This is a genomic window from Lysinibacillus sp. GW821-FHT14F06 (assembly GCF_058803665.1).
This window is the reverse complement of sequence record NZ_JBXAPF010000011.1, coordinates 1-21,773: the sequence shown is the minus strand read 5'-3', so window position 1 is coordinate 21,773 and position 21,773 is coordinate 1. Positions and strand designations below refer to the sequence as shown.

Annotated in this window: 18 protein-coding genes, 1 riboswitch and 1 other annotated feature; of the genes, 14 read left to right on the top strand and 4 right to left on the bottom strand. The window is 35.8% G+C overall.

Annotated elements, in window-relative coordinates:
- Positions 1-36: 36 nt before the first annotated feature.
- A complete protein-coding gene (locus AC1RNS_RS11865) occupies positions 37-1,203 on the bottom strand; it encodes an FtsW/RodA/SpoVE family cell cycle protein (RefSeq protein WP_492992847.1) in 1,167 nt (388 codons plus the stop codon).
- A 234-nt stretch (positions 1,204-1,437) separates the two neighbouring features.
- On the opposite strand from AC1RNS_RS11865, the gene AC1RNS_RS11860 reads away from it, so the two are divergent.
- The 3 genes from AC1RNS_RS11860 (at position 1,438) to AC1RNS_RS11850 (ending at position 6,252) form a co-directional block, all read left to right on the top strand.
- The gene (locus AC1RNS_RS11860; protein ID WP_492992845.1) at positions 1,438-3,108 is read left to right on the top strand and encodes a methyl-accepting chemotaxis protein; all 1,671 of its coding nucleotides are present in this window, start codon (positions 1,438-1,440) and stop codon (positions 3,106-3,108) included.
- A 331-nt stretch (positions 3,109-3,439) separates the two neighbouring features.
- On the top strand, positions 3,440-4,393 hold the full coding sequence (locus AC1RNS_RS11855; RefSeq protein ID WP_492992844.1) for an L-threonine 3-dehydrogenase: 954 nt from the start codon (positions 3,440-3,442) through the stop codon (positions 4,391-4,393).
- A gap of 233 nt (positions 4,394-4,626) precedes the next feature.
- On the top strand, positions 4,627-6,252 hold the full coding sequence (locus AC1RNS_RS11850; RefSeq protein WP_492992986.1) for a long-chain fatty acid--CoA ligase: 1,626 nt from the start codon (positions 4,627-4,629) through the stop codon (positions 6,250-6,252).
- Between the two features lie 51 nt (positions 6,253-6,303).
- On the opposite strand, the gene trpB is transcribed toward AC1RNS_RS11850, so the two are convergent.
- The gene (gene trpB, locus AC1RNS_RS11845; RefSeq protein WP_492992842.1) at positions 6,304-7,467 is read right to left on the bottom strand and encodes a tryptophan synthase subunit beta; all 1,164 of its coding nucleotides are present in this window, start codon (positions 7,465-7,467) and stop codon (positions 6,304-6,306) included.
- A gap of 58 nt (positions 7,468-7,525) precedes the next feature.
- Positions 7,526-7,726: a binding site (T-box leader), on the bottom strand.
- A 75-nt stretch (positions 7,727-7,801) separates the two neighbouring features.
- The gene (locus tag AC1RNS_RS11840) at positions 7,802-8,284 is read right to left on the bottom strand and encodes a QueT transporter family protein (protein ID WP_492992840.1); all 483 of its coding nucleotides are present in this window, start codon (positions 8,282-8,284) and stop codon (positions 7,802-7,804) included.
- 6 nt (positions 8,285-8,290) lie between these two features.
- Positions 8,291-8,335, bottom strand: a riboswitch (PreQ1 riboswitch).
- A gap of 147 nt (positions 8,336-8,482) precedes the next feature.
- Here AC1RNS_RS11840 and AC1RNS_RS11835 point away from each other — a divergent pair.
- The 10 genes from AC1RNS_RS11835 to AC1RNS_RS11790 all read left to right on the top strand — a co-directional run bounded on the left by AC1RNS_RS11835 (position 8,483) and on the right by AC1RNS_RS11790 (position 18,494).
- Positions 8,483-9,175, top strand: coding sequence for an ABC transporter ATP-binding protein (locus AC1RNS_RS11835; protein WP_492992839.1), 693 nt, complete (start codon positions 8,483-8,485; stop codon positions 9,173-9,175).
- A 19-nt stretch (positions 9,176-9,194) separates the two neighbouring features.
- Positions 9,195-11,399, top strand: coding sequence for an FtsX-like permease family protein (locus tag AC1RNS_RS11830; RefSeq protein ID WP_492992837.1), 2,205 nt, complete (start codon positions 9,195-9,197; stop codon positions 11,397-11,399).
- On the top strand, positions 11,396-11,974 hold the full coding sequence (locus AC1RNS_RS11825) for a TetR/AcrR family transcriptional regulator (protein ID WP_492992835.1): 579 nt from the start codon (positions 11,396-11,398) through the stop codon (positions 11,972-11,974). The genes AC1RNS_RS11830 and AC1RNS_RS11825 overlap by 4 nt, the downstream gene beginning before the upstream one ends.
- Before the next feature lie 364 nt (positions 11,975-12,338).
- Positions 12,339-13,361 (top strand): ABC transporter substrate-binding protein, encoded by a 1,023-nt coding sequence (locus AC1RNS_RS11820; RefSeq protein ID WP_492992834.1) that lies wholly within the window; start codon positions 12,339-12,341, stop codon positions 13,359-13,361.
- Between the two features lie 286 nt (positions 13,362-13,647).
- The gene (locus tag AC1RNS_RS11815; RefSeq protein WP_492992832.1) at positions 13,648-14,649 is read left to right on the top strand and encodes an ABC transporter permease; all 1,002 of its coding nucleotides are present in this window, start codon (positions 13,648-13,650) and stop codon (positions 14,647-14,649) included.
- On the top strand, positions 14,642-15,436 hold the full coding sequence (locus AC1RNS_RS11810) for an ABC transporter ATP-binding protein (protein WP_492992830.1): 795 nt from the start codon (positions 14,642-14,644) through the stop codon (positions 15,434-15,436). Before AC1RNS_RS11815 ends, AC1RNS_RS11810 begins: the two co-directional genes overlap by 8 nt.
- A gap of 494 nt (positions 15,437-15,930) precedes the next feature.
- Entirely contained in the window at positions 15,931-16,317 is a 387-nt protein-coding gene (locus AC1RNS_RS11805; RefSeq protein WP_492992829.1) for a hypothetical protein, read from the top strand.
- A gap of 299 nt (positions 16,318-16,616) precedes the next feature.
- Positions 16,617-16,937 (top strand): hypothetical protein, encoded by a 321-nt coding sequence (locus AC1RNS_RS11800; RefSeq protein WP_492992828.1) that lies wholly within the window; start codon positions 16,617-16,619, stop codon positions 16,935-16,937.
- A gap of 209 nt (positions 16,938-17,146) precedes the next feature.
- A complete protein-coding gene (locus AC1RNS_RS11795; RefSeq protein ID WP_492992826.1) occupies positions 17,147-17,602 on the top strand; it encodes a hypothetical protein in 456 nt (151 codons plus the stop codon).
- A 181-nt stretch (positions 17,603-17,783) separates the two neighbouring features.
- Entirely contained in the window at positions 17,784-18,494 is a 711-nt protein-coding gene (locus tag AC1RNS_RS11790; protein ID WP_492992824.1) for a hypothetical protein, read from the top strand.
- Between the two features lie 620 nt (positions 18,495-19,114).
- On the opposite strand, the gene ilvA is transcribed toward AC1RNS_RS11790, so the two are convergent.
- Positions 19,115-20,377 (bottom strand): threonine ammonia-lyase IlvA, encoded by a 1,263-nt coding sequence (gene ilvA, locus AC1RNS_RS11785; RefSeq protein WP_492992823.1) that lies wholly within the window; start codon positions 20,375-20,377, stop codon positions 19,115-19,117.
- Positions 20,378-20,644: 267 nt separating this feature from the next.
- Here ilvA and AC1RNS_RS11780 point away from each other — a divergent pair, with 267 nt between their 5' ends.
- On the top strand, positions 20,645-21,388 hold the full coding sequence (locus tag AC1RNS_RS11780) for a TerC family protein (protein WP_492992822.1): 744 nt from the start codon (positions 20,645-20,647) through the stop codon (positions 21,386-21,388).
- Positions 21,389-21,773 lie beyond the last annotated feature (385 nt).

The window sequence follows — 21,773 nt, the reverse complement described above, 5'->3', positions numbered from 1 at the left end:
TTCTCTTTTTTAAAGTAGTGTTCATAAGGTCATCACCTACTCCTCAGCTTTAAACATGTAAGAGCTATAAGATTTATAGATAATCATCACAATACCCATTAGCATGAAATTTGATAAAAGGGAACTTCCTCCATAGCTTAAAAACGGCAACGTCATACCTGTTACGGGTAAAAGTCCAATTGTCATACCAATGTTTTGAGTAATTTGGAAGGCCAATAAACTAGCAATACCTGCTCCCATCAGCGTCATAAACGGATCCTTTGCCTCTACTGTAACGAGGACAATACGGTAAATCACAAAAAATAAAAGGGTGATGACGAATGCTGCCCCAAGGAAGCCTGCCTCCTCTGCGATATTTGCAAAAATGAAATCTGTATGTTTTTCCACAACATAGACATTGTTATGTAAGTATCCTTTTCCTGTGAATCCTCCAGAGCCAATTGCTAAAAAGCCTTGCCTAGTTTGAAAAGATGAATCTGGATATTCATAAGGCTGTAGCCAGCCATAAATTCGTGAAATTTGATGTCCAGATAATTTACTTAGAACCCTTTCTGTAAAAAAATCATTAAATTTTACATAAAGAATAACCACAATGCTAATAATCGATACTGGTATAGCCGCTAATATTAGCAGCAACTTTTTCTGAATACCTGAAAAGAAAAGCATCGGTAGAATCATCGCCATATAAAGCATTGTCATACCTGTGTCAGGTTCCTTATAAACAGCAAGTGTTGGTGGAATCGTAATGACAGCAATTGTAAATAGGAGCCGCATATCTGTTAAAAAGGAGGGGTGCTTATATTTTTCCTGATGTGCAACAATAACTTTGCTGACAACAATTAAAAATGCGAACTTTAAAAACTCTGATGGCTGGAATGAACCTAATAATGGAATTTGATACCAGCGCTTTGCCTCATTGACTGTTCTAGCTATACTTTCAGGTGCAATAAATAATCCGAATGTTAATAGAACCACGACTATATAAAAAGGCCAGCCAATCTTTTTTAGTTGTTCTATATCAAGTGTAGCTACCCCACACATTGTGACAAACCCGATAAGGTAGTATAGAGACTGCTTGATGATAAAAGAGCTTGAATATTGTTCATATACCGAACTGCTAGAGTGGACGAAGAGACAACTAATTAGACCAAGTAACAGCAAGCAAATGACTAAACTCTTATCTAGTTTTTTGAACTGTAACACTCAAACACCTCCTATTTCCTAAATGCTACTATTAATACCAAACGATTGGAAGGAGTGGAAGGTTGCAAATTATAAGAGGAACATGAAATCAAGGATGTCTTAAATAATTTAATATTTTATTTACAAATTATTGATGCTTCATAACTCTTCGAACAATATTTACAAAAACATAACACTAGCTTTATATCTGGATACTATGATTATTGGTAAGAGCTGGAGAAGGAGCCAAGGATCATGCAATTTTTTCGTTACATTATGGTGAAGGACAAGCTACTTGTACTAATGATAGTTTGTGTGCTTTCAAATGTACTGCTAGGTATTTTTAGTGTGGATTATCTAAGGAAAATGTCCTGGAATGCAAGCGAGAGCTATACACAAGGACTAGTACCGATTGGTTGGTTAAACGAACTAGAAGAATCACAACGACAACTAGATTATTTAGTGGATACAGCAGGATCTTATCAAGAAATGACTACCATACTCAAAAGCATGGAGCAGCCTTTAGATCATTTAGTGAGTCTAGAAGTCGATAAAAAGATGGATCATCAAATGAAGAAATACAAGACCTTACTTGCACAGCAGATGGATTTAATTGAAAGCTATAAACAATTGAAGCCAAAGGAACAACAGCAGTTTTATACATTGTCCTTTTTAACTGTAAGCCAGCAAAGCCATACACTATTAGAAGAAACTCAAAGCTATTTGGTACAGCGTGCTAAGGAACAACAATCAAGCTACCAAAAGGATGTACAATTTGGATATTGGTTACTTGGTGGGGTATGTTTATTTGTCGTATTGTTAGTTATTTTTATTGGATTTATAGCCACAAAGGCAGTGAATGTACCAACCCGTCAATTGAAATCTTTATTAAAGCGAGCAGAGCAAGGCGATTTTACAGCAAATGCTAGCTATGTCGCCCATGACGAATTAGGTGAGGTAGTGTTATCTTACAACCAAATGGTAAATGAGGTAAAAATGCTGCTTCATACTGTAACAAATAGCGCACATGAGGTGGAAGAAATGACTGGGAAACTGCAAGAATCCTCGGAGCGATCATCTACCACAACGCACAAGATTGCGAAGGACGTACAGTCTATTTCAGATTCAACAGCTGCCTCGACCACTAAGTTGGCTTCCAATACAGCATCATTGGAAGAAGTACTGAATGGTGTGCAAATTATTTTAGAAAAAGTACAGGTTGTAGAAAACTTTGCTCATAAAACTGCACGTGATGCAGAAAGCGGCACAGAAATTGTACAAGCAAATTTAACACAAATACAGAATATTAAGAAGGCGGTTGAAAAATCAAATACAGCCATCTTTAATTTGGTTGAAAGAGCATCCACAATCGACCAAATGGTGGAAGTGATTGAAAATATTACTGCACAAACAAATCTTCTAGCTTTAAATGCATCAATTGAAGCCGCACGAGCAGGAGAGCACGGCAAAGGATTTGCAGTAGTGGCAAATGAAGTTCGTAAACTTGCAGAGCAGACAGTTCAATCAACACAAACCATTACGTCCATTGTTCAAAATATTCATCTTGATTCAAGCTATGCCGTGCAAATGATGGAAGGTGTATTAGCTGCAACAGAGAAAGGTGTTCATGTAACGGGAAAAACAGCTATAAGCTTCGATCAAATACTAGAAAAAGTACATACCATTAAGCCATATATTATGGAAGTATCTTCCACGGTCCGGGAGATTGCTAATCACACGAAAAAGGTTAGTGAGGATGCTGTGATGTTAACGACGTTTTCTAATACAAATGCTGCTTCGACCAAGCATGTAGCTACACTAACAACAGATCAATTAACAGCACAGCAACAATTCCATAGTTATATAAAAGAGTTACGGAAAGTATCAAAAGTTCTACAAATTGCCGTAAAGCGATTTTCAATATAATAAATAAGAGAACCTCACTTTGTTTACATACAAAGTGAGGTTCTTTTTTATGGTAAAAGCCTTCAATTTAATATGAAAAAAATGGATAATTGTTCTTTTGGAAAGTACATATGTATTTTATATGTTTTTTCAGCACAATATTTTTTAGAGCTCATATACTGAGAATAAGGAATGATACTTGGTGTTTTGTAAAAATATAAACTTAAATGTTGTGTTTTTTATATGAACACATTATAATGAAATTCATCTAAAGTGTTATTAAATCAATGTTTATATACATTTAAATGTACTTTCAGTAAGTACAATTGTTCATAGGTGGAGGTTTGGAGAAATGGAAAAGATTATTGTTACTGGAGCACTTGGTCAAATTGGTTCTGAGCTTGTAGAAAAACTTCGTAGCATTTATGGAGAGGACAACATACTTGCTACAGATATTAGAAAGCTAGAACATACTAAGGGCCCATTTGAAATATTGGACGTGACAGATGGACAAAGAATGCATGATTTAGCAAAGGATTTCGGTGCAGACACAATGATGCATTTAGCGGCATTATTATCTGCAACAGCTGAAAGAAATCCATTGCTGGCATGGAATTTAAATATGGGTGGCTTAATGAATGCATTAGAGGTTTCACGCGAGTTAGATCTACAATTTTTTACACCGAGCTCAATAGGTGCATTTGGTCCATCAACACCGAAGGACAATACGCCACAGGATACGTTACAGCGACCTACAACAATGTATGGTGTGAACAAAGTAGCTGGTGAACTTCTATGTGATTATTATTACAATCGCTTTGGCTTAGATACACGTGGTGTGCGATTCCCAGGGTTAATTTCGTATGTAACGCCTCCAGGAGGTGGTACAACAGACTATGCTGTTGAGATTTTCTATGAAGCGATTGAACAAGGCAAGTACACTTCCTATATTCAAAAAGGCACGTATATGGATATGATGTATATGCCAGATGCTTTACAGGCAATTATTGATTTAATGGAAGCTGATAGCAATAACTTGATTCATCGCAATGCCTTCAATATTACAGCAATGAGCTTTGAGCCAGCCCAGCTTGCAGCTGAAATTAAGAAGCATTTACCGCATTTCCGTATGGATTATAATGTAGATCCAGTGCGTCAAGCGATTGCAGATAGTTGGCCTAATTCTTTAAATATAGAAGCCGCCCAAAAAGAATGGGGCTTTAAAGCGGAGTATGATCTAGCGAAAATGACAGTTGATATGCTGGAAAAATTAAAAATCAAGCTACAAACAAAAGCAATTTCATAAATAAATACTGTTCATATGAAACAGATGACGATTACACAACTAGTTTTCGTTATCTGTTTTTTTATATGACTTTAGAAAAAGTTAACAATAAAAAGAAAATTATTGGAATATATAGCGTAATTTATAAAATTAAAATATAATCATATTCAGAATATTAATAGTATTCAGGTAAATAATCGCCATTAATATTCTATAAGGGGAAAAGTTTACGAGATGAAGGGATGGATGGTTTTATGATGCAAACGCCATTGGTTTTAACAAGTTTTTTTAAACGAGCAGAAAGTTATTTTGCTAGAAAGATGATAGTTTCTCGGACAAGTCCAGAAAAAATTCACCGTCTCACATATGGAGAGTGGGCAAAAAGAACACGTCGTTTAGCAGATGCACTAACGAAGCTAGGAATGAAAAGAGGAGCGAAAATTGGCTCCTTTGCATGGAATCAGCACCGCCATTTAGAGGCATATTTTGCAGTACCATGCTCAGGTGCGGTTTTGCATATGGTGAATATAAGACTCTCAGAAGAGCATTTAATATATATTATTAATCATGCAGAGGATGAGATTTTAATGATTGATCAGGATCTTGTACCAATCATTGAAAACATTGCGCCAGAGCTTAAGACAGTGAAACATTTTATTATTATGACAGATGATGACGTTTTGCCTGAAACAACATTGCCAAATGCATTATCCTATGAGGAGCTATTAGCAGCGGCTGATGAAAATTATCAATTTCCAGAGGATTTAGACGAGAATGCACCTGCTGGTATGTGCTATACAAGTGCGACAACTGGAAATCCGAAGGGGGTTGTTTATTCACATAGAGGCTTAGTATTACACAGCATAATGCTGAGTATGTCTGATTCCATGGGGATTGCCGAGCGGGATATTGTAATGCCTATAGTGCCGATGTTTCATGCAAATGCATGGGGTCTACCTTTTGCAAGCGTTAATGTCGGTGCAACACAAGTATTACCAGGTCCGCATTTTACATCAGCCTTAATTTTGGATTTAGTGGAGCAGGAAAAGGTCACACTAACAGCTGGAGTACCAACCATTTGGATTGGCGCATTACAGGAGCTAGAGAAGCGTGAACGAGATATTCGTTCATTACGTGCAATCTGTTGTGGTGGCTCAGCTTCACCAACTCGCCTAATTCGTACATTTGAAGAAACATATGGTATACCATATATTGTTGTGTATGGCATGACAGAAACAACACCAATCGTAGCATTATCGAATTATATGTCTTGGATGGATGAATGGCCAATTGACAAGAGAATTGAATCACGAGCTATGCAAGGAATGACAATGGCAGGCATTGAATCCAGTATTGTGAATGACAATGGAGAGGTACCATGGGACGGAGAAACGATGGGTGAGCTACGCTTACGTGGCCCATGGATTTCCCATGAATACTATCGTGATGAACGTACCGCCGATGCCTATCGAGACGGCTGGCTATATACAGGAGATATTGCAGTTCGAACAGAAGATGGTTTTATTAAAATAACGGATCGTACAAAGGATTTAATCAAGTCGGGAGGGGAATGGATTTCCTCAGTGGATTTAGAAAACGCGTTAATGACACATGATGCCATTTTGGAAGCGGCAGTTATAGCGATTCCCCATGCCAAGTGGCAAGAACGACCTTTAGCTTGTGTTGTGTTGAAGGAAGGAAAGTCTGCAACAGAAGAGGAGCTACTAGCATTCTTAGAAAGCCAATTTGCAAAATGGTGGGTACCAGATGATGTTGTATTTTTAGAGGAAATTCCAAAGACATCTGTAGGGAAATTCCTAAAAGCGAAACTAAGAGATAATGTGGCAGAAATTTATCCCAAATTAAGTACACTTGTATAATAAAAAGAGCGATTTCCAGCAGGAAGTCGCTCTTTTACTAACAATAGAATATTATTTATTTAGCATTTGGAATACTTGCTCTACGTCCTTATCCCCACGACCTGAGATATTAATAATAATACTTTCTTCAGGCGATAGAGTTGGGGCTAATTTAAGAGCATGTGCCACAGCATGAGAGCTTTCGAGTGCTGGAATAATGCCCTCAACTTTAGACAGAACCTGGAATGCTTCAAGCACTTCCTCGTTTGTCACAGTAACATATTCACCACGACCAATTGTTTTTAAGTAGCTATGCTCTGGGCCTACTCCAGGGTAATCTAAACCAGCGGCAATCGAATAGGTTGGCAGTGGATTACCCTCTGCATCCTGCAGCACTAAACATCTAAAACCGTGTAAATCACCTGGAGTTCCTTCATTAAGTGAGGCAGCCTTATCGGGCTCAATACCGATGAGACGAACACCCTCATCTGAAATATACTCTGCAAACGCACCAATGGCATTACTACCCCCACCTACACAGGCAAGTACAGCTGTTGGTAGCTTTCCTTCTTTTTCTAAAATTTGTTCACGGCTTTCACGACTAATAACTGATTGGAAATGTTTTACCATGGATGGGAATGGATGTGGTCCTACTGCTGAACCTAATAAGTAGAAAGTAGTTTCATAGTTTTCTACTAAGTCAGCGAATGCTTCATCAACCGCATCCTTTAGTCGTCCTTGACCTTTATCAACGGCGACTACCTTTGCACCAAGAAGCTCCATACGAAACACATTTAATGCTTGGCGTTTTGTATCCTCTAAGCCCATATAGATTGTGCAATCCATACCAAACATTGCACAAGCAGTTGCCGTTGCTACGCCATGCTGTCCAGCACCTGTTTCAGCAATAACACGATTAGCACCCATACGTTTTGCTAGTAAAATCTGTCCTAAAACATTATTGATTTTATGTGAACCTGTATGGTTAAGATCTTCACGCTTTAAATAAATTTTTGCGCCACCTAATTGCTTTGTTAAATTCTCTGCAAAATAAAGCGGGGATTTGCGCCCCACATATTCACGGAAATAATAGTCTAGCTCATTTTTAAAGTCTTCATCGTCTTTGAATTTCTGGAAGTTTCCATCTAAAATATTCAATACATTTTGAAGCTCTTCAGGAACAAAGCTACCGCCAAATTCACCGAAATATCCTTTTTTCTCTGCTACTGTACCCATCTCTCTCGACTCCTCTTTCTAATTTTTCCATAAAAAAAGTCACTTCAATCCTTCTGGTAAAAAGGACGAGTAACCGTGGTGCCACCTTTGTTCGCAAAAATTGCGCACTTTTATACTCCAGTAACGGGGAGTAAACTCGACCTCACATTTGATGAGGCTGCTCCAAAGTCCATTCACAAGTAAGTACTACTGATTTACACCAGCCATCAGCTCTCTTTAAGTACTACTGCTTGCTACTATTCTTTTTCTTTGCAGTTATTATTGAAAAGAATTGTAGAATATTTTCAGAAAACTGTCAAGAGCATAAAAAAGACGAATCTAGAAGACTCGTCTGTTAAATCAATTGATTAAAGTTTAAGCGTTTATTCAATATATACATAATCGGTGCACCAACTGCTAAGACAACAAATTCACCGGCAGCAACAGTTAACCATGTCCAGAAGAACGGTAATTCTAAAGCTAAGTTCAATTCAAAGGCGATGATGAACATTGTGCATGTAAATAAGAATGTGTTGATGATTAAACGTGCCCAAATATTTTTAACAAATTTACAGATTAAAATAAGCAGTCCCAGAGTAATCATGGAGTGTCCTACACCAAATACTAAATCATAGATGCCTAATGGTGAAAAAAGATTAGAGATAAATACCCCAAGAATAACTCCAATGGCAAAGCGTGGATTAAAGGCCACAAGATGATTAAAAATTTCTGATACACGGAACTGGACCTCTGTAAAGCCGAATGGTGCGACTAGCAATGTAACAGCAATATAAAGTGCTGCAATAATGCCACTTGCCGCTAAAAACTTTATTTTCATATTCATTTCTCCTTAGTTTTTTTGCGTGGGATGGTTACGAACCACGGTGCTTTTCACACAGTTAAATATTTTAGTATAGAAAGCTGACTGAAGTCAAATGTCAGAAATATCTATTCTATTATTGACAAATTAATTAATCAATAATATTGTTTTATTAATTGATTAATTAATCAATTAATAAAATTTTGGAGGTTGTATATGTTAAGAGTAGAGAATTTGGTTAAATGTTATCAAAATGGGGATGAATTGCTTTACGCGCTAAATTCAGTTTCTTTGTCTATTGATGAGGGAGAATTCGTAGTAATTCTAGGTCCCTCTGGATCTGGTAAATCTACACTTCTAAATGTAATTTCTGGGTTAGAGCAGCCTGATTCAGGAAGCGTAATGTATGATGACTACGAGATTTGTGGATTAAATCAGAAGGAACTGACCATGTTTAGACGAGACAAGACAGCTTTTATTTTTCAAGCATATCACTTACTCCCATTTTTAAATGTGGAATCTAACGTAAAGATGGGGGCTGATTTAAAAGGAAATCAAAATATTACTGAAATAATTGATGGAGTAGGACTAAGTGGATTAGAACATCGTCTTCCTTATGAACTTTCAGGAGGACAGCAGCAACGAGTGTCAATTGCACGTGCATTAGCAAAGAAACCTGATTTTTTATTTTGTGATGAGCCAACCGGAGCATTGGACGAAGAAACAAGCAAACAAATATTAACATACTTGAAACGGCTTCAAAATCAATTGAAATTTACAATTATTATGGTAACCCATAATGTTAGTATTGCTCAAATTGCATCGAAAGTAATTAAGATGACTAGCGGAAACATAGTAGAAATTATTTACAATGCTCATCCACGTAATGTGAACGAGATAAAATGGTAAAAAGGGTTGGTGTGCACTGATGAAATTAAATAAACAATATCCGTTAGTATTAGTTGTTGTCTTTTCTATGTTTATTTGTTCATTACTAGTTTTCTATCTTCAAAACACAAGTTCTATAAAAAAGGTTCTAGCAAGGCAAAATCAACAGGATTTTACGCTTACTCTACAGAAAGAAGAGACAATAGAAGATCTTTCCAACAAATATTCTTTTACATATGAACCGCTAACATACAAAATTATTTATGATGAGAATAATATATTTCGTGTAATGAAAAATACACGTAGCATAGACATACCAATGTATGCTGAAGGTGTAGCATCTAACGAAATGAATGAAATTGCGATAGATAGAAATTTTTCCAAGCAGAATGAACTGACAGTAGGCGATTCAGTTGCTATCGGCAATACATCCTATTTTATTAGTGGCGTTTTTACTTTACCAGACGCAGTCACTCCGGTTGTAGCGGATAATGGTATAACTTATAAATCAAATAATCAGGCATTTATACTATGTAGTGAAGAAATGTACTCAATGTGGGATGAACAAGAGAGAATAAGTTATTCTGGTCGATTTTCTGAGCATTTGTCAGAGAAGCAAAAGCAAAATTTCCTAGAAAAAATGCTTTTGAATCCAAGTGTAAAGTCAGTAGTAAGCAAAGAGGATAATCCTCAAATACTATCTACATTAATTGCGAAAGAAAAAATGTTTAAAGTCTGTCTGATAAGCGCCCTATGCTTCCTGATATTAACCATAGTAATACTACTTACTATAACCATAATCCAAAATATAAATGAAACAAAATCTGATATGGGTGTTTTCAAAGCACTTGGCTATTCTACCGTACAGATTGCTAAAAGATATCTAATAGTAGGAGTATTTATATTAATAGGTGGAATAATAGGATATCTAACTTCCTATATAATTAGCCCACTGTTTATTAATCGAATCAATTCTACATTTCTTGTACCTAATGTGTTACAAAAATTTGATACTGTACAGTTCATTCTATTTACAACAATTCCAGCGCTGTTTTTCTCTATACTAGCGTTTGGAGTTGCAGTATTTACCTTACGGAAGACACCATTAGAAATGATTCATAATGCAGAGGCAGTAAAATTAAATGTTTTTGTTAAACGAAGAAAAAAAATTAGAGAAACTAAACCCTTTAAGAAAATAGTATTTAAATCAATTATTGCTAATAATATTTTATTAGTTTTATTGACTTTGCTCACAGGGTTTATGGCTAGTGCAAATTTACAAATTGCTTTTTCTTTGCAAACATTGGCTGATAAGGTATCTTCATTAACACTTCAGGGAGTCGAGTATGAAAGTAATGTTCGATATAATGAGGCTAAGACAATGGAATCTTTGGACTCAGGAATACCCTATTTTGCGATAGATTGTAGATTTGAATTTCCAAACGGTAATGTATTGAACAATGGACAATTTATGTCATTATCTAACAGTTTGTCTCTTTTTAAACTCTATAGTATTCAAAAACAGGACAACATAGATATTTCAAAGCAAGAAGGTATTGTTGTGAATGATTGGATGCGTAAGAAATATGATTTGTCGATTGGGGATACAGTAAAGATATATATAAATAATGATGTTTATCAACTACCTATAACCGCTGTTGAGCAATCAGTGTATGGAGAAATAGTTTATAGTAGTATTGAAACTGCGAACAAAGCTGGCATCTTAGGAAAAGAAGAATATAATGGTGTATTTACGGATGACAATATAGAGTTTGACAACAAACAGCATATATTTGTTTCAAAACATGAAGATATAATCGATTCAAGCTCTCAGCAAAAGGGAACGTATGTGGCTTTATCATTTTTATTTATCATAATTGGTTTAGCTTTAAGTATTTTAACAATTAGTATTGTTGTAAAGGTTATTATTTCCTCTAATCGAAAATATTTAGCATTGATGAAAGCTTTTGGCTATACGGATTCAGAATGTAACCGTATAGTCTTGTCAGGATTCCGTATAATTGCTTACATTGGATTTATTATTGGAACATTTTATGCGATTATTTTGTCTAAATTTTTGTTTGATGCACTAGCTAAATCTTCTACAATGGCTATTCCGATGACACCAGATATAAAGGTGATAGTACTTTCCCTTGTAATCTTTGCTGTTTCATATGAGGTCATTATGTTACTCTATAAAAAAAGCTTCAATGCTGTATCAGTGCAGGAGGTTATGATGAAATGAATAAACGCCGCGAACAGAAGGAAGTTAGACGAGAGCAAATTCTAAACGCGGGCTTGGATTTGTTTATAAGAAATGGTTACCATGGAACTACAACGAAAGAGATTGCAGACATATTTGGAATTAGCCAAGGATTACTGTTTCATTATTTCGGCTCTAAAGAAGAGGTATACCTTGAACTATTAGAACGAGCTAAAGCAAGTATGTCTGATATTCATATTTCTGAAGAGGAATTAGAGCATCCTTTAGAGCATTTAAATACGATGGTTAGGATGATACTGGATTCTTTTAAAACTTATCCGTTATCAGCAAAATTATTTATGTTAGTTGCACAAGCACAGATTGCAAGTAACTTACCGGATACAATTCAACAAGTGTCTAAGGATATCGCCGCCTCTAAGGAATTTGAAAGTTTAGTTAATGTAGGCCAAGCTAAAGGGGTAATTCGAGAGGGAGATCCTAAAGCACTCGCAGGTTGTTTTTATTCGGCAATTCAAGGTGTTGCGCAAACTTATGTTTGTTTCCCTGATATCCCTTTACCACAAAGTAGCTGGTTAGTAGATATTTTGAAAAAGTAAAACGATAAAATAAGCCTGACATTTCTATTGAAAAATTGTCAGGCTTTTTTGTGTATGAATTAGAAATCAAATATCAGAAAAATAAAAGTTTTTTATTTTGTTGATGCCCATTAAATAACTTCGCAAAATTGTCATAAAAAATTTTATTATGTTAGAAAAAGAATTCACTTTAGTAAAACAGCGTAGTTTAGCGGTTTAAAGCGACAAATTGAATGAAAAACTAAAATATTTCGTCAATGTAAAAGTCAGAACATTCATAATGTTGTTGACGAACCTTGATAATCACGATAATATAGCGATACGTTCACACTTTGTTTGAGTGAAGTGTGATAGATATCAGAGAAAATAGTCGGGGGGATTATTTGTGAAGGGCAATTTAAAAAAGCTTTCGTTCCTATTGTTTGGATTAGTATTGTTACTTGCTGCTTGTGGTAGCGGTGGTTCTAGTTCATCTGATTCAAAGGGAGACGAGAAAAATAATGCAAGCGAGAGCAGCAAGGAATCAGAAAAAACATATAAAATTGGGATTACTCAAATAGTGGAGCATCCATCTTTAAATGCTGCAACTGATGGCTTCAAAAAAGCAATTGATGACGCGGGCTTAAAAGTGGAATATGATCCACAAATCGCACAGGGTGATAACAGCCTAAACACAACAATAGCTAACAATCTAGTGAGCGCAAATGTAGATTTAATCTTTGCTAACTCTACACCATCTGCACAGGCTGCAGCAACTGCAACTAGCGATATTCCTATTATCTTTACTTCTGTTACAGACGCGATTGGCGCACAGTTAATCGAATCAATGGAGAAGCCTGGTAAAAATATTACAGGTACAATCGATTTACATCCTGAAACGATTTCTAAAACTGTAGCATTCTTAAAAGAGCTTGGTGCTAAAAACGTTGGTATGGTCTACAATGCTGGAGAGCAAAACTCAGTAGCACAAGTAAAAGAAGTGAAAAAAGTTATGGGCGAGCAAGGCCTAACAGTTGTTGAAGCATCTGCGGCAACTTCTGCAGAGGTAAAACAAGCAACGGAATCATTAATTGGTAAAGCAGATGCTTTCTATATTATTACTGATAATACAGTAGTTTCTGCATTAGAATCTGTCATTGATGTAGCGAATGCAAATAAATTACCACTTGTTGTAGGAGAGCTTGATTCTGTTGCTCGTGGCGGCTTAGCAGCATACGGATTTGAGTATTTCGATATTGGCTATGAGGCTGGGCAAATGGCTGTGAAAATTCTAAAAGGCGAAGCAACACCAGCTGATACACCAGCACAATACCCACAAAACTTAAAACTATTAATCAATAAAAAAGTGGCAGATGATTTAGGAATCGACATTAAAGATTCCTGGGGCGCGGAGCTTTTAGACAAGTAATGCCCTAATCATCATTTTTAGAGCAAAGCGGGGGAGAACTATCCCCGCTTTATCTTCATTTATCTTCATTCAGCTGAAGACTCCCACCTCTACAGGTGGTGAGATGAATGTGGTTTTGGTTTCCTTTTCAATGGGTATCCAAACACCTATTGAATGAAGATAAAGCCTCCGGCGGATGTCATGGATTTTCAAAGGAATGAATTGTACAGGCACAATTCAAAATCCAGACGCAATTACGCCAAGGCGAAATTGATTTTAATTATGAAATTTAGGAGATGATTCAACGATGTTTTCAGCATTATTTGGCTCAGTGGAGCAAGGAATCATCTATGCAATTATGGCACTTGGTGTGTACTTAACATTCCGTGTGTTAGATTTTCCGGATTTAACGGTTGATGGAAGCTTTGTAACAGGGGCGGCCACAGCAGCGACGATGATACTGCTTGGTTATCACCCAATCTTAGCGACTATAGTGGCAATTGTTGCTGGATTTATTGCAGGATGTATGACTGGAATTCTTCACACAAAAGGGAAAATTAACCCGTTATTATCGGGGATTTTAATGATGATTGCTTTATATTCTATTAACCTACGTATTATGGGGTTAACTGCAGAAAATACGATAGGTCGTCCGAATATTCCATTATTGAACTCAGAAACGTTATTTTCAAAGTTTCAGGCATTTTGGAGTAACCTAGGCATCGATGCTGCATTAAATAACCTATTAAAAGGCATGGGCATTCAGCAAGTACCAGGAACATGGGGTACGCTAATTGTCGTTTTAATCATCACGATTTTAATTAAGTTAATTGCAGACTGGTTCTTAAAGACAGAAGTCGGACTGGCTATCCGAGCAACTGGTGATAATAAGCGAATGATTCGCAGCTTCTCAGCAAATACAGATACACTTATTATTCTAGGGCTAGGGCTTTCTAATGCACTTGTCGCATTTTCTGGAGCTTTAATCGCACAGTATTCGAAATTCTCAGATGTAAGTATGGGAATTGGTATGATTGTAATTGGTCTGGCATCCGTTATTATTGGTGAAGCCATCTTTGGTACAAAAACAATTATGCGTACAACATTTGCTGTCATCGCAGGGGCAATTATTTATCGTATTATTTTAGCTCTAGCATTACGTGTAGATTTCCTAGACTCAGGAGATATGAAATTAATCACAGCAATCATTGTTATTCTAGCACTAATCTTACCTCAATTTATCAATAAGAGTAAGGAGCGCAAACGTAAAGTGAAACGTGCAGCAGGAGGAGGGAAAGGCCTTGCTTAAATTAAATGGTATTAATAAAGTTTTTAATGAAGGCACACCTGATGAAAAAGTTGCACTTGCTGAAATTAATTTGCATTTAAAGCCTGGGGATTTCGTGACAATTATCGGTAGTAACGGTGCTGGTAAGTCGACGATGATGAATATGATTTCTGGAGCTTTAACACCTGATTTTGGCTCGGTGTTAATTGATGGAAATGAGGTAACGACTTTACCTGAATATAAACGCTCTCACTACATTGGTCGCGTATTTCAGGATCCAATGGCAGGCACAGCGCCAACTATGACGATTGAAGAAAACTTAGCATTAGCATACTCACGAAATAAAGGTAGAGGCATACGCATCGGTGTTGATAAAAAACGTCGAGAGTTCTTTAAAGAGTCTTTAGAGATGCTTGGCTTAAATCTTGAAAACCGTCTATCAGCAAAGGTTGGCTTATTGTCAGGCGGGGAACGTCAAGCTCTGTCACTTTTAATGGCTACATTTACAAAGCCATCTATTTTATTGCTTGATGAGCATACAGCCGCACTTGACCCTTCTCGTGCAGAGTTAATTACTCGCATTACAAAGTATTTAGTTGAGAAGGATAACTTAACAACATTAATGGTTACGCATAATATGCAGCAAGCATTAGATTTAGGAAACCGTCTAATTATGATGGATAAAGGCCAAATTATTTTAGAGGTTGGCGAGGATCGCAAGCACGAATTGACGATTCCAGATTTAATGGCAGAATTCGAACGCATCCGCGGAGAGAAAATGAATTCTGATCGTGCTTTATTAGGGTAATCAAAACGCTCATACATTGGTATGGGCGTTTTTTTGCTTTATGTAGATATTTTCGATAAACAAAGGAAAAGTTTCGATAAAGTGTATGATAATCTTGGGAAAGGAGGTGAAAAATGTGCTATTGAAAAAGATAGAAGTATCATCGAAGCAACAGATGTTAGAGATGATCAATTTATAAGGAGCTTCAAAATTACATTTTTTATTTTAACTTTTTTTTATTATGTGGGCATTTCAAAATTTTATGCAGTTCATGTAGATTTGAAATAAAGTTGCGATGTTTATAAAAAAGATCAGATGTTTTGAATAAAGTCGCGACGTTTATAAAAAAGTTTGATTAAAAATCTTGTGTTGATATGCTGGATTTTTTCTTGTTCCGTAAACGGGTCAGATTGTGGAATAACAAGCTTTTAAGAAATGTTTAGCAGGGAACTAGCCTCACCTTTTAACGTCTTCTAAAATATGGAATATTAAAATTTAGGGAGATGTAAGTAGTTATGAAAAAAATGGTTTATGTAATTCTAAGTATTGTTGCTGTAGGTTTAGCTGTTACTTTATTAGGTAATCGAGCTAGTCAAGACACGGTTTTAGCTAAGGAAATTGAGTCCCTTTTAGAAAATAGTGAAACACAAATTGATTTAACGAAGCTTACCGATTTCAATAGGACTCAAGTCGATGTATTTGGACCTTATACCTCAAATGAAGTTATAGAAGATTCAATGGAAATTAAATTTAATGGTGATAATGGGGGAATTGATATTTTAGAAGACCGTTTTTTATTAGTATTTGCTGATGAAAAATATGCCGTAAAAACGGTTGTACTTTCAAGGAAATACGGTAACTACGACATAAAAGATAATAAATTTTTAAGTGTTGAGCAGTAACTTTCTAGTATGTATCAAATATGCAATTTATATTGGAATAACGTTCTCAAACAAAAGTTTGGAGAGAGAGCGAAATCCAAGAAATGCTGTTAAACCAAGATTATGCAGAGTATGTTATCTGAATAAAAACCTGTATATTGACGCTTTAAAACTGCATTTTATTATCGTTCCTATACTTCAATTACAAGGCCTTTTATTCTTGAAAAGGGATTGTGCCTTCTTCTGCTAAAGGGCCATTTAACGGAATAAATCATGTTAAAATTGAATCAATTAAAAAGCGAATGTGGGAGGGTTCTAATATGGGCTTAGCTTTGGAGATTGCACGTATTTTACTACCTTTTGTAATAGTGGGTGGGATTGCAATATTTGTAGTTATGAGAATGAAACATAAATATAAAAAAGGCACCCTGGGTAAAAAAGAATCCAAAGGTGCTCAAAATTTCTTAGATAGTTTAATACCACTTGGAATGATGATTGGTTGTGCTGTTGCTGTACTTCTCAGCATGTTTTTCCCAATCCCCTTACTGTCTACAATAGGTTTGGGATCTGGAATAGGTTTATTATTTGGATATTTTGCTTATGAAATTTATAGCAAAAAAGGAGAAGTTATTGGTAAATAGTTATCTTCTAGAAAAGGGCTCGATTCTGTAATAAGGATCAGCGCTCGTTTTCATTAAAGGGCCAGATTGTGGAATTAGGGGTCTAGTCAGATTTATGCGGATTTACAACGGTAATCAAAGAAAAGTCTCTAAACGCTTTGGGGGCTTTTTTCAGTATATGTTAAGACGGTAATTACATTAAAAGGTTTTAATTAATATGGAGGGTATTTATGCATGATTTTTATTTAATAAAAAAGACCGAAACACAAGATGAAGATTTTTTTAAATATTTTTGGAGAGATAAAGAGCATTACAAAGATTTAATTGTTGAATACATTGGACTTGAAGATAACATAGTTGAATATATTTATGATTCACTTACATGGATTCCATGCAGGATCCCTAGCTTGCCTGGAATGCCTAAAGAGATAGGGTTTAATAATGTTGGTGTCACCCTATTTGATGAGTATTCAGCTGCTTCCCTTATTTCTATTTTTACCGCTTGGCGTGATTTATTAAAAAACGGTCCAAATGAAATCCTAAAAATGATTTATTATCATGATTATTCCGAGGATGGATTAGTGAGTTTCGATAGAAATTATGCGATAGCAAAATTTGAAAAATTCAGTTCTATATCCAAACAACTGTCTGAGGGCAATTATTATATATATCATTTGGGAATATGAAAAACAAAAACTAATTTTACTTTGAGTAGAAAGCGATAAGAGTTTATCCTGATTAACAATCAGTAAGCAAAAATCGTTGCCAAACACCGCTTTGGGAATTTAAAACACTCAAAACCTAATAAAATCCATTTATGGTATTATTAAAGTGACTTTTTTAATAATATTAAATGGGGTGGAAATGTTGAAAAAATATTTTTACATAAGCATTTTATTAGGAACATTGGCTTTATCAGGTTGTATTAATGATGAAACTGATAACATAGAAGCTACAGCAGAATCGTTTGCTACTGAACGTTCCAGAACAATTAAAAACGAGGCTAATACTACAAAGACAGAAGAAGTAGAACCGATTCCTTTGAACTTAACGCAAGAGCAAAAAGAAGAATATTATCAAAAATATGTAGCTATCATAGAAAGAGTAAATGCAGAAAATAACGAGGACTTCGAACTAGAGTTGGAGCCTTTAACAGATTTTCTTGATGAATATTGGATTGAAATAGAAGACTTTGAACAGCTAGCAAAAGAGCGAGCTAATGCGTCAATTGTTGTTGTAGAAAATAATGAACGTTATAATCCGATGTCAGTTCCGAAGACAGTAACGTTAAAAATAGGTTCCAAAGAAGCAAACATTATTTTTAAAGGTTCTTTTGATACACAATTAAACGAAAATACATCAAAGGAAAGACAACTATTTTCAGTATTTAACGGTATTTCTTCGGAAGCTGCGGACGCTAATGGAAGTTGGACACAACTAGGTTATGAGGAGTCTTTAATTGATGGTAATACTGTATATAAAATTGCGGTGGGAGGAAAATACTCGCAAAATGGTATTATTTCTTCACATATCATAGAGATGGAATTTCATTGTGATATATATGGAGGAATTAGTTAGAAACCCTAGGTTACTATAACAGAATTTTATCGTTGTATAAATTATACAAAATAATTTCAAAAACATTCCCAAATGATGCACTAATTGATTTTGTTTGAAGAATTGAGCCTTGTAATCAAAATGACTTTATAAAGTATGCAAATTTAAAACAAATAACGTTATACAAGTTTGGAAACACACTTAAAAGCCACAAAATGAAGTTTAGCTATTCCATTAAAGGGCGCGATTGTTGAACAACATAGGAAGAAAATAATCAATCTTTTTTATAAAAATCAATCTTAGTATTACAATAAAAGACTCCATTTTGATCAATCTTTTTCAAAATGGAGTCTTTTTGTATATAGAAAAATGCTGGTTTGTGAGATGTTTTTGATCAAACTTATTACAAAGCTACAGTTCACCAAACACGGAAATAGTTAGATTGATTAACGAACAAATTTGTTGTAGTAGGGTCATTTGTGGAAAAAAGAGGATAGATAGAGCGAATTTATTTAAGCTCTTCTATCCTTTTAATTTCTATACATTATAATGTGTAACATTAAATAAGAACTCACTATTTAAAATAGTTTCAGCTTATAAATTGACTTTTAAGAAAATCGTAAGAAGTGTGACTCATTGTATTAGACGAGTAAGCCGAAGAGCTGAATGTCGTTATTTACTTCTTTATATTTAAAGCCAAACTCATTCATACGTGCTAGTAAACCTTCATATTCGTCACGATTACCAAGCTCGATACCTACTAAGGCAGGTCCACTCTCTTTATTGTTTTTCTTTGTATATTCAAAAGTCGTAATATCATCATTTGGCCCTAGCACACTTGTGAGGAATTGGCGAAGTGCCCCTGCACGTTGAGGGAAGCTAACGATGAAGTAATAAAGTAGGCCCTCATGAATTAAAGACTTTTCTTTAATCTCCTGCATGCGCCCGATGTCATTATTACCACCGCTAATGATGACAACTACTGATTTCCCTTTAATTTCTTCTTTATAAGAATCGAGTGCAGCAACGGATAATGCACCAGCAGGTTCTGCGATGATCGCATGCTTATTATAAAGATCTAGAATTGTTGTACATACTTTACCTTCAGGCACTAGTACGATGTCATCTAAATAGCGGCGACAAACGTCATAGGTATGATGACCAACGCATTTGACTGCAGCACCATCAACAAACTTATCAATCCAGTCAAGTGCCACCGCACCGCCCTCTGCAAATGCTGCCTTCATACTGCCTGCACCAGCAGGCTCTACACCAATAGCTTTACTTGTTGGGGAAAGGTTTTTAATATAGGCAGAAACACCAGACATTAATCCTCCGCCACCGACGCTACCAAATACGTAATCAATAGGTTCCTCTATATCATTCATAATTTCAACAGCGACAGTTCCTTGACCAGCGATTACATCAAAATCATCAAATGGGTGAATAAAGATTTTACCATGTTCTTCACAGTAGTCTAATGCACTTTCAGCAGAATCATCAAAAGTATCACCTGCTAAAATGATTTCCACATATTCTCGACCGAACATACGCACTTGATCAATTTTTTGCTTAGGGGTAGTTTGAGGCATAAAAATACTTGCATGAATTTTTAATTGCGCACAGGCATACGCGACACCTTGTGCATGATTACCCGCACTTGCGCAAACAACGCCAGCTGAGCGAGCCTCTTCTTCAATTTTTTTAATTTTATAATAGGCACCACGAAGCTTAAATGAGCGTACATGCTGTAAATCTTCACGTTTAAAATAAATATTAGCTCCGTATTTCTCGGACAAATAGTCGTTTTTCTGTAGTGGTGTGTGCACGACTACATCTTTTAAAAAATGATGTGCAATTAAGACATTCTCTACTTGCACAGTTTTAGTATCAGCAACTTCCATAGTGTTCATCCTCCGTTTTACGTATAAAACATTTATCTATGATAGCATATTTTATTAGAAATTTGTTATTAATTTTTAGTAAATTCTAAATTTTCGGTGTCTATTTTATGTTTAGAATGACTGGTATAAGAATAATGAAACGTATTCGAGAAAAAACAATGTTTATCGAGTTTGATGAGACCGTCCTTTATTAAAAGAAATTTTTCTCATAACGAAAATGGTCAAGCATATACTAGACTAGCTTAGGACTAGTAGGAGGGTATGTAATTGGAAATCATCCAAGGGATTCTATCTACATACATTCAATTTTTCGATTGGGACATGTGGAAGGAAGTTTTAGCAGATCCTGTATCTTGGGGATTGATATCAACACTTATTGTTATCGAAGGGTTACTTTCAGCCGATAATGCACTTGTATTGGCAGTACTTGTTAAGCATTTACCAAACAAGCAGCGAAAACGAGCTTTAATGTACGGTATGATGGGTGCCTACTTTTTTCGCTTCCTGTTTATCGGCATCGGTGTATATTTGGTAGAATTTTGGTTTATAAAATTACTAGGGGCCTTGTATTTAGGGTGGCTATGTGTCGCTCATTTCTTACAAATAGGGGAAGCGGACAGTGTCAAAGAAGTTAAAAAATCGGGCTTGATGGTTCGACTTTTTGGGACGTTTTGGGCAACCGTCATTTCAGTAGAATTAATGGATATTGCTTTTTCGGTTGACGCCATATTTGCCGCATTTGCGATATCCAATCAAATATGGATATTACTGGTCGGTGGAATGTTAGGTATTCTAATGATGAGAACAATTGCAGGCTTATTTTTAATCATTATTGAAAAAATACCAGAACTTGAGACGACCGCATTTATCATCATTGGCATTATTGCACTGAAAATGCTAGTTAGTATTGTTGGTGTTCATGTTCCGCATTATATGTTTTTTGTAGTTCTCATTATTGTGTTTACAATTACTTTCATTATTCATTTTTTGAAAAAATTAAGAGTTGCTTAACAAAAAGGTTCTGTTCCTCATAAAAGAGAACAGAACCTTTCATAGTGTTGAAAAACTAAATGGTCAAGGGAATCTTTGTGAATACTACTAAGTCAAATGAAGGTGATTTAAGTTCCAGGTTACTCGCTTTGTCGCTGACGCTTCGCTTTCGCGCAGATCAAGGCTTCCTGTGGGCGAGCGACGAGCCGCTTCCTACGCTGGAGGAACGAAGGCTAAGTGCGTCACGTCCTGTGACAATGCCTTCGTGACCAACATAGTGTTGGCCTCAGTTTCTCGTCTGTCTCGCTATCCCACGGGAGTCGAGTAGCCCATAGCTGTCAACTTAAGATTTCTACACATCTAATCAAATGATTTTATAATTAGAAATGATAGGTTTCATTTATCG

Coding starts and splice junctions, on each gene's coding strand:
- AC1RNS_RS11855 (WP_492992844.1), top strand. CDS start 3,440: ATGGAAAAGATTATTGTTACTGGAGCACTTGGTCAAATTGGTTCTGAG.
- AC1RNS_RS11815 (WP_492992832.1), top strand. CDS start 13,648: ATGTTTTCAGCATTATTTGGCTCAGTGGAGCAAGGAATCATCTATGCA.
- AC1RNS_RS11850 (WP_492992986.1), top strand. CDS start 4,627: ATGATGCAAACGCCATTGGTTTTAACAAGTTTTTTTAAACGAGCAGAA.
- trpB (WP_492992842.1), bottom strand. CDS start 7,467: ATGGGTACAGTAGCAGAGAAAAAAGGATATTTCGGTGAATTTGGCGGT.
- AC1RNS_RS11830 (WP_492992837.1), top strand. CDS start 9,195: ATGAAATTAAATAAACAATATCCGTTAGTATTAGTTGTTGTCTTTTCT.
- AC1RNS_RS11805 (WP_492992829.1), top strand. CDS start 15,931: ATGAAAAAAATGGTTTATGTAATTCTAAGTATTGTTGCTGTAGGTTTA.
- AC1RNS_RS11860 (WP_492992845.1), top strand. CDS start 1,438: ATGCAATTTTTTCGTTACATTATGGTGAAGGACAAGCTACTTGTACTA.
- AC1RNS_RS11795 (WP_492992826.1), top strand. CDS start 17,147: ATGCATGATTTTTATTTAATAAAAAAGACCGAAACACAAGATGAAGAT.
- AC1RNS_RS11840 (WP_492992840.1), bottom strand. CDS start 8,284: ATGAAAATAAAGTTTTTAGCGGCAAGTGGCATTATTGCAGCACTTTAT.
- AC1RNS_RS11835 (WP_492992839.1), top strand. CDS start 8,483: ATGTTAAGAGTAGAGAATTTGGTTAAATGTTATCAAAATGGGGATGAA.
- AC1RNS_RS11825 (WP_492992835.1), top strand. CDS start 11,396: ATGAATAAACGCCGCGAACAGAAGGAAGTTAGACGAGAGCAAATTCTA.
- AC1RNS_RS11800 (WP_492992828.1), top strand. CDS start 16,617: ATGGGCTTAGCTTTGGAGATTGCACGTATTTTACTACCTTTTGTAATA.
- ilvA (WP_492992823.1), bottom strand. CDS start 20,377: ATGGAAGTTGCTGATACTAAAACTGTGCAAGTAGAGAATGTCTTAATT.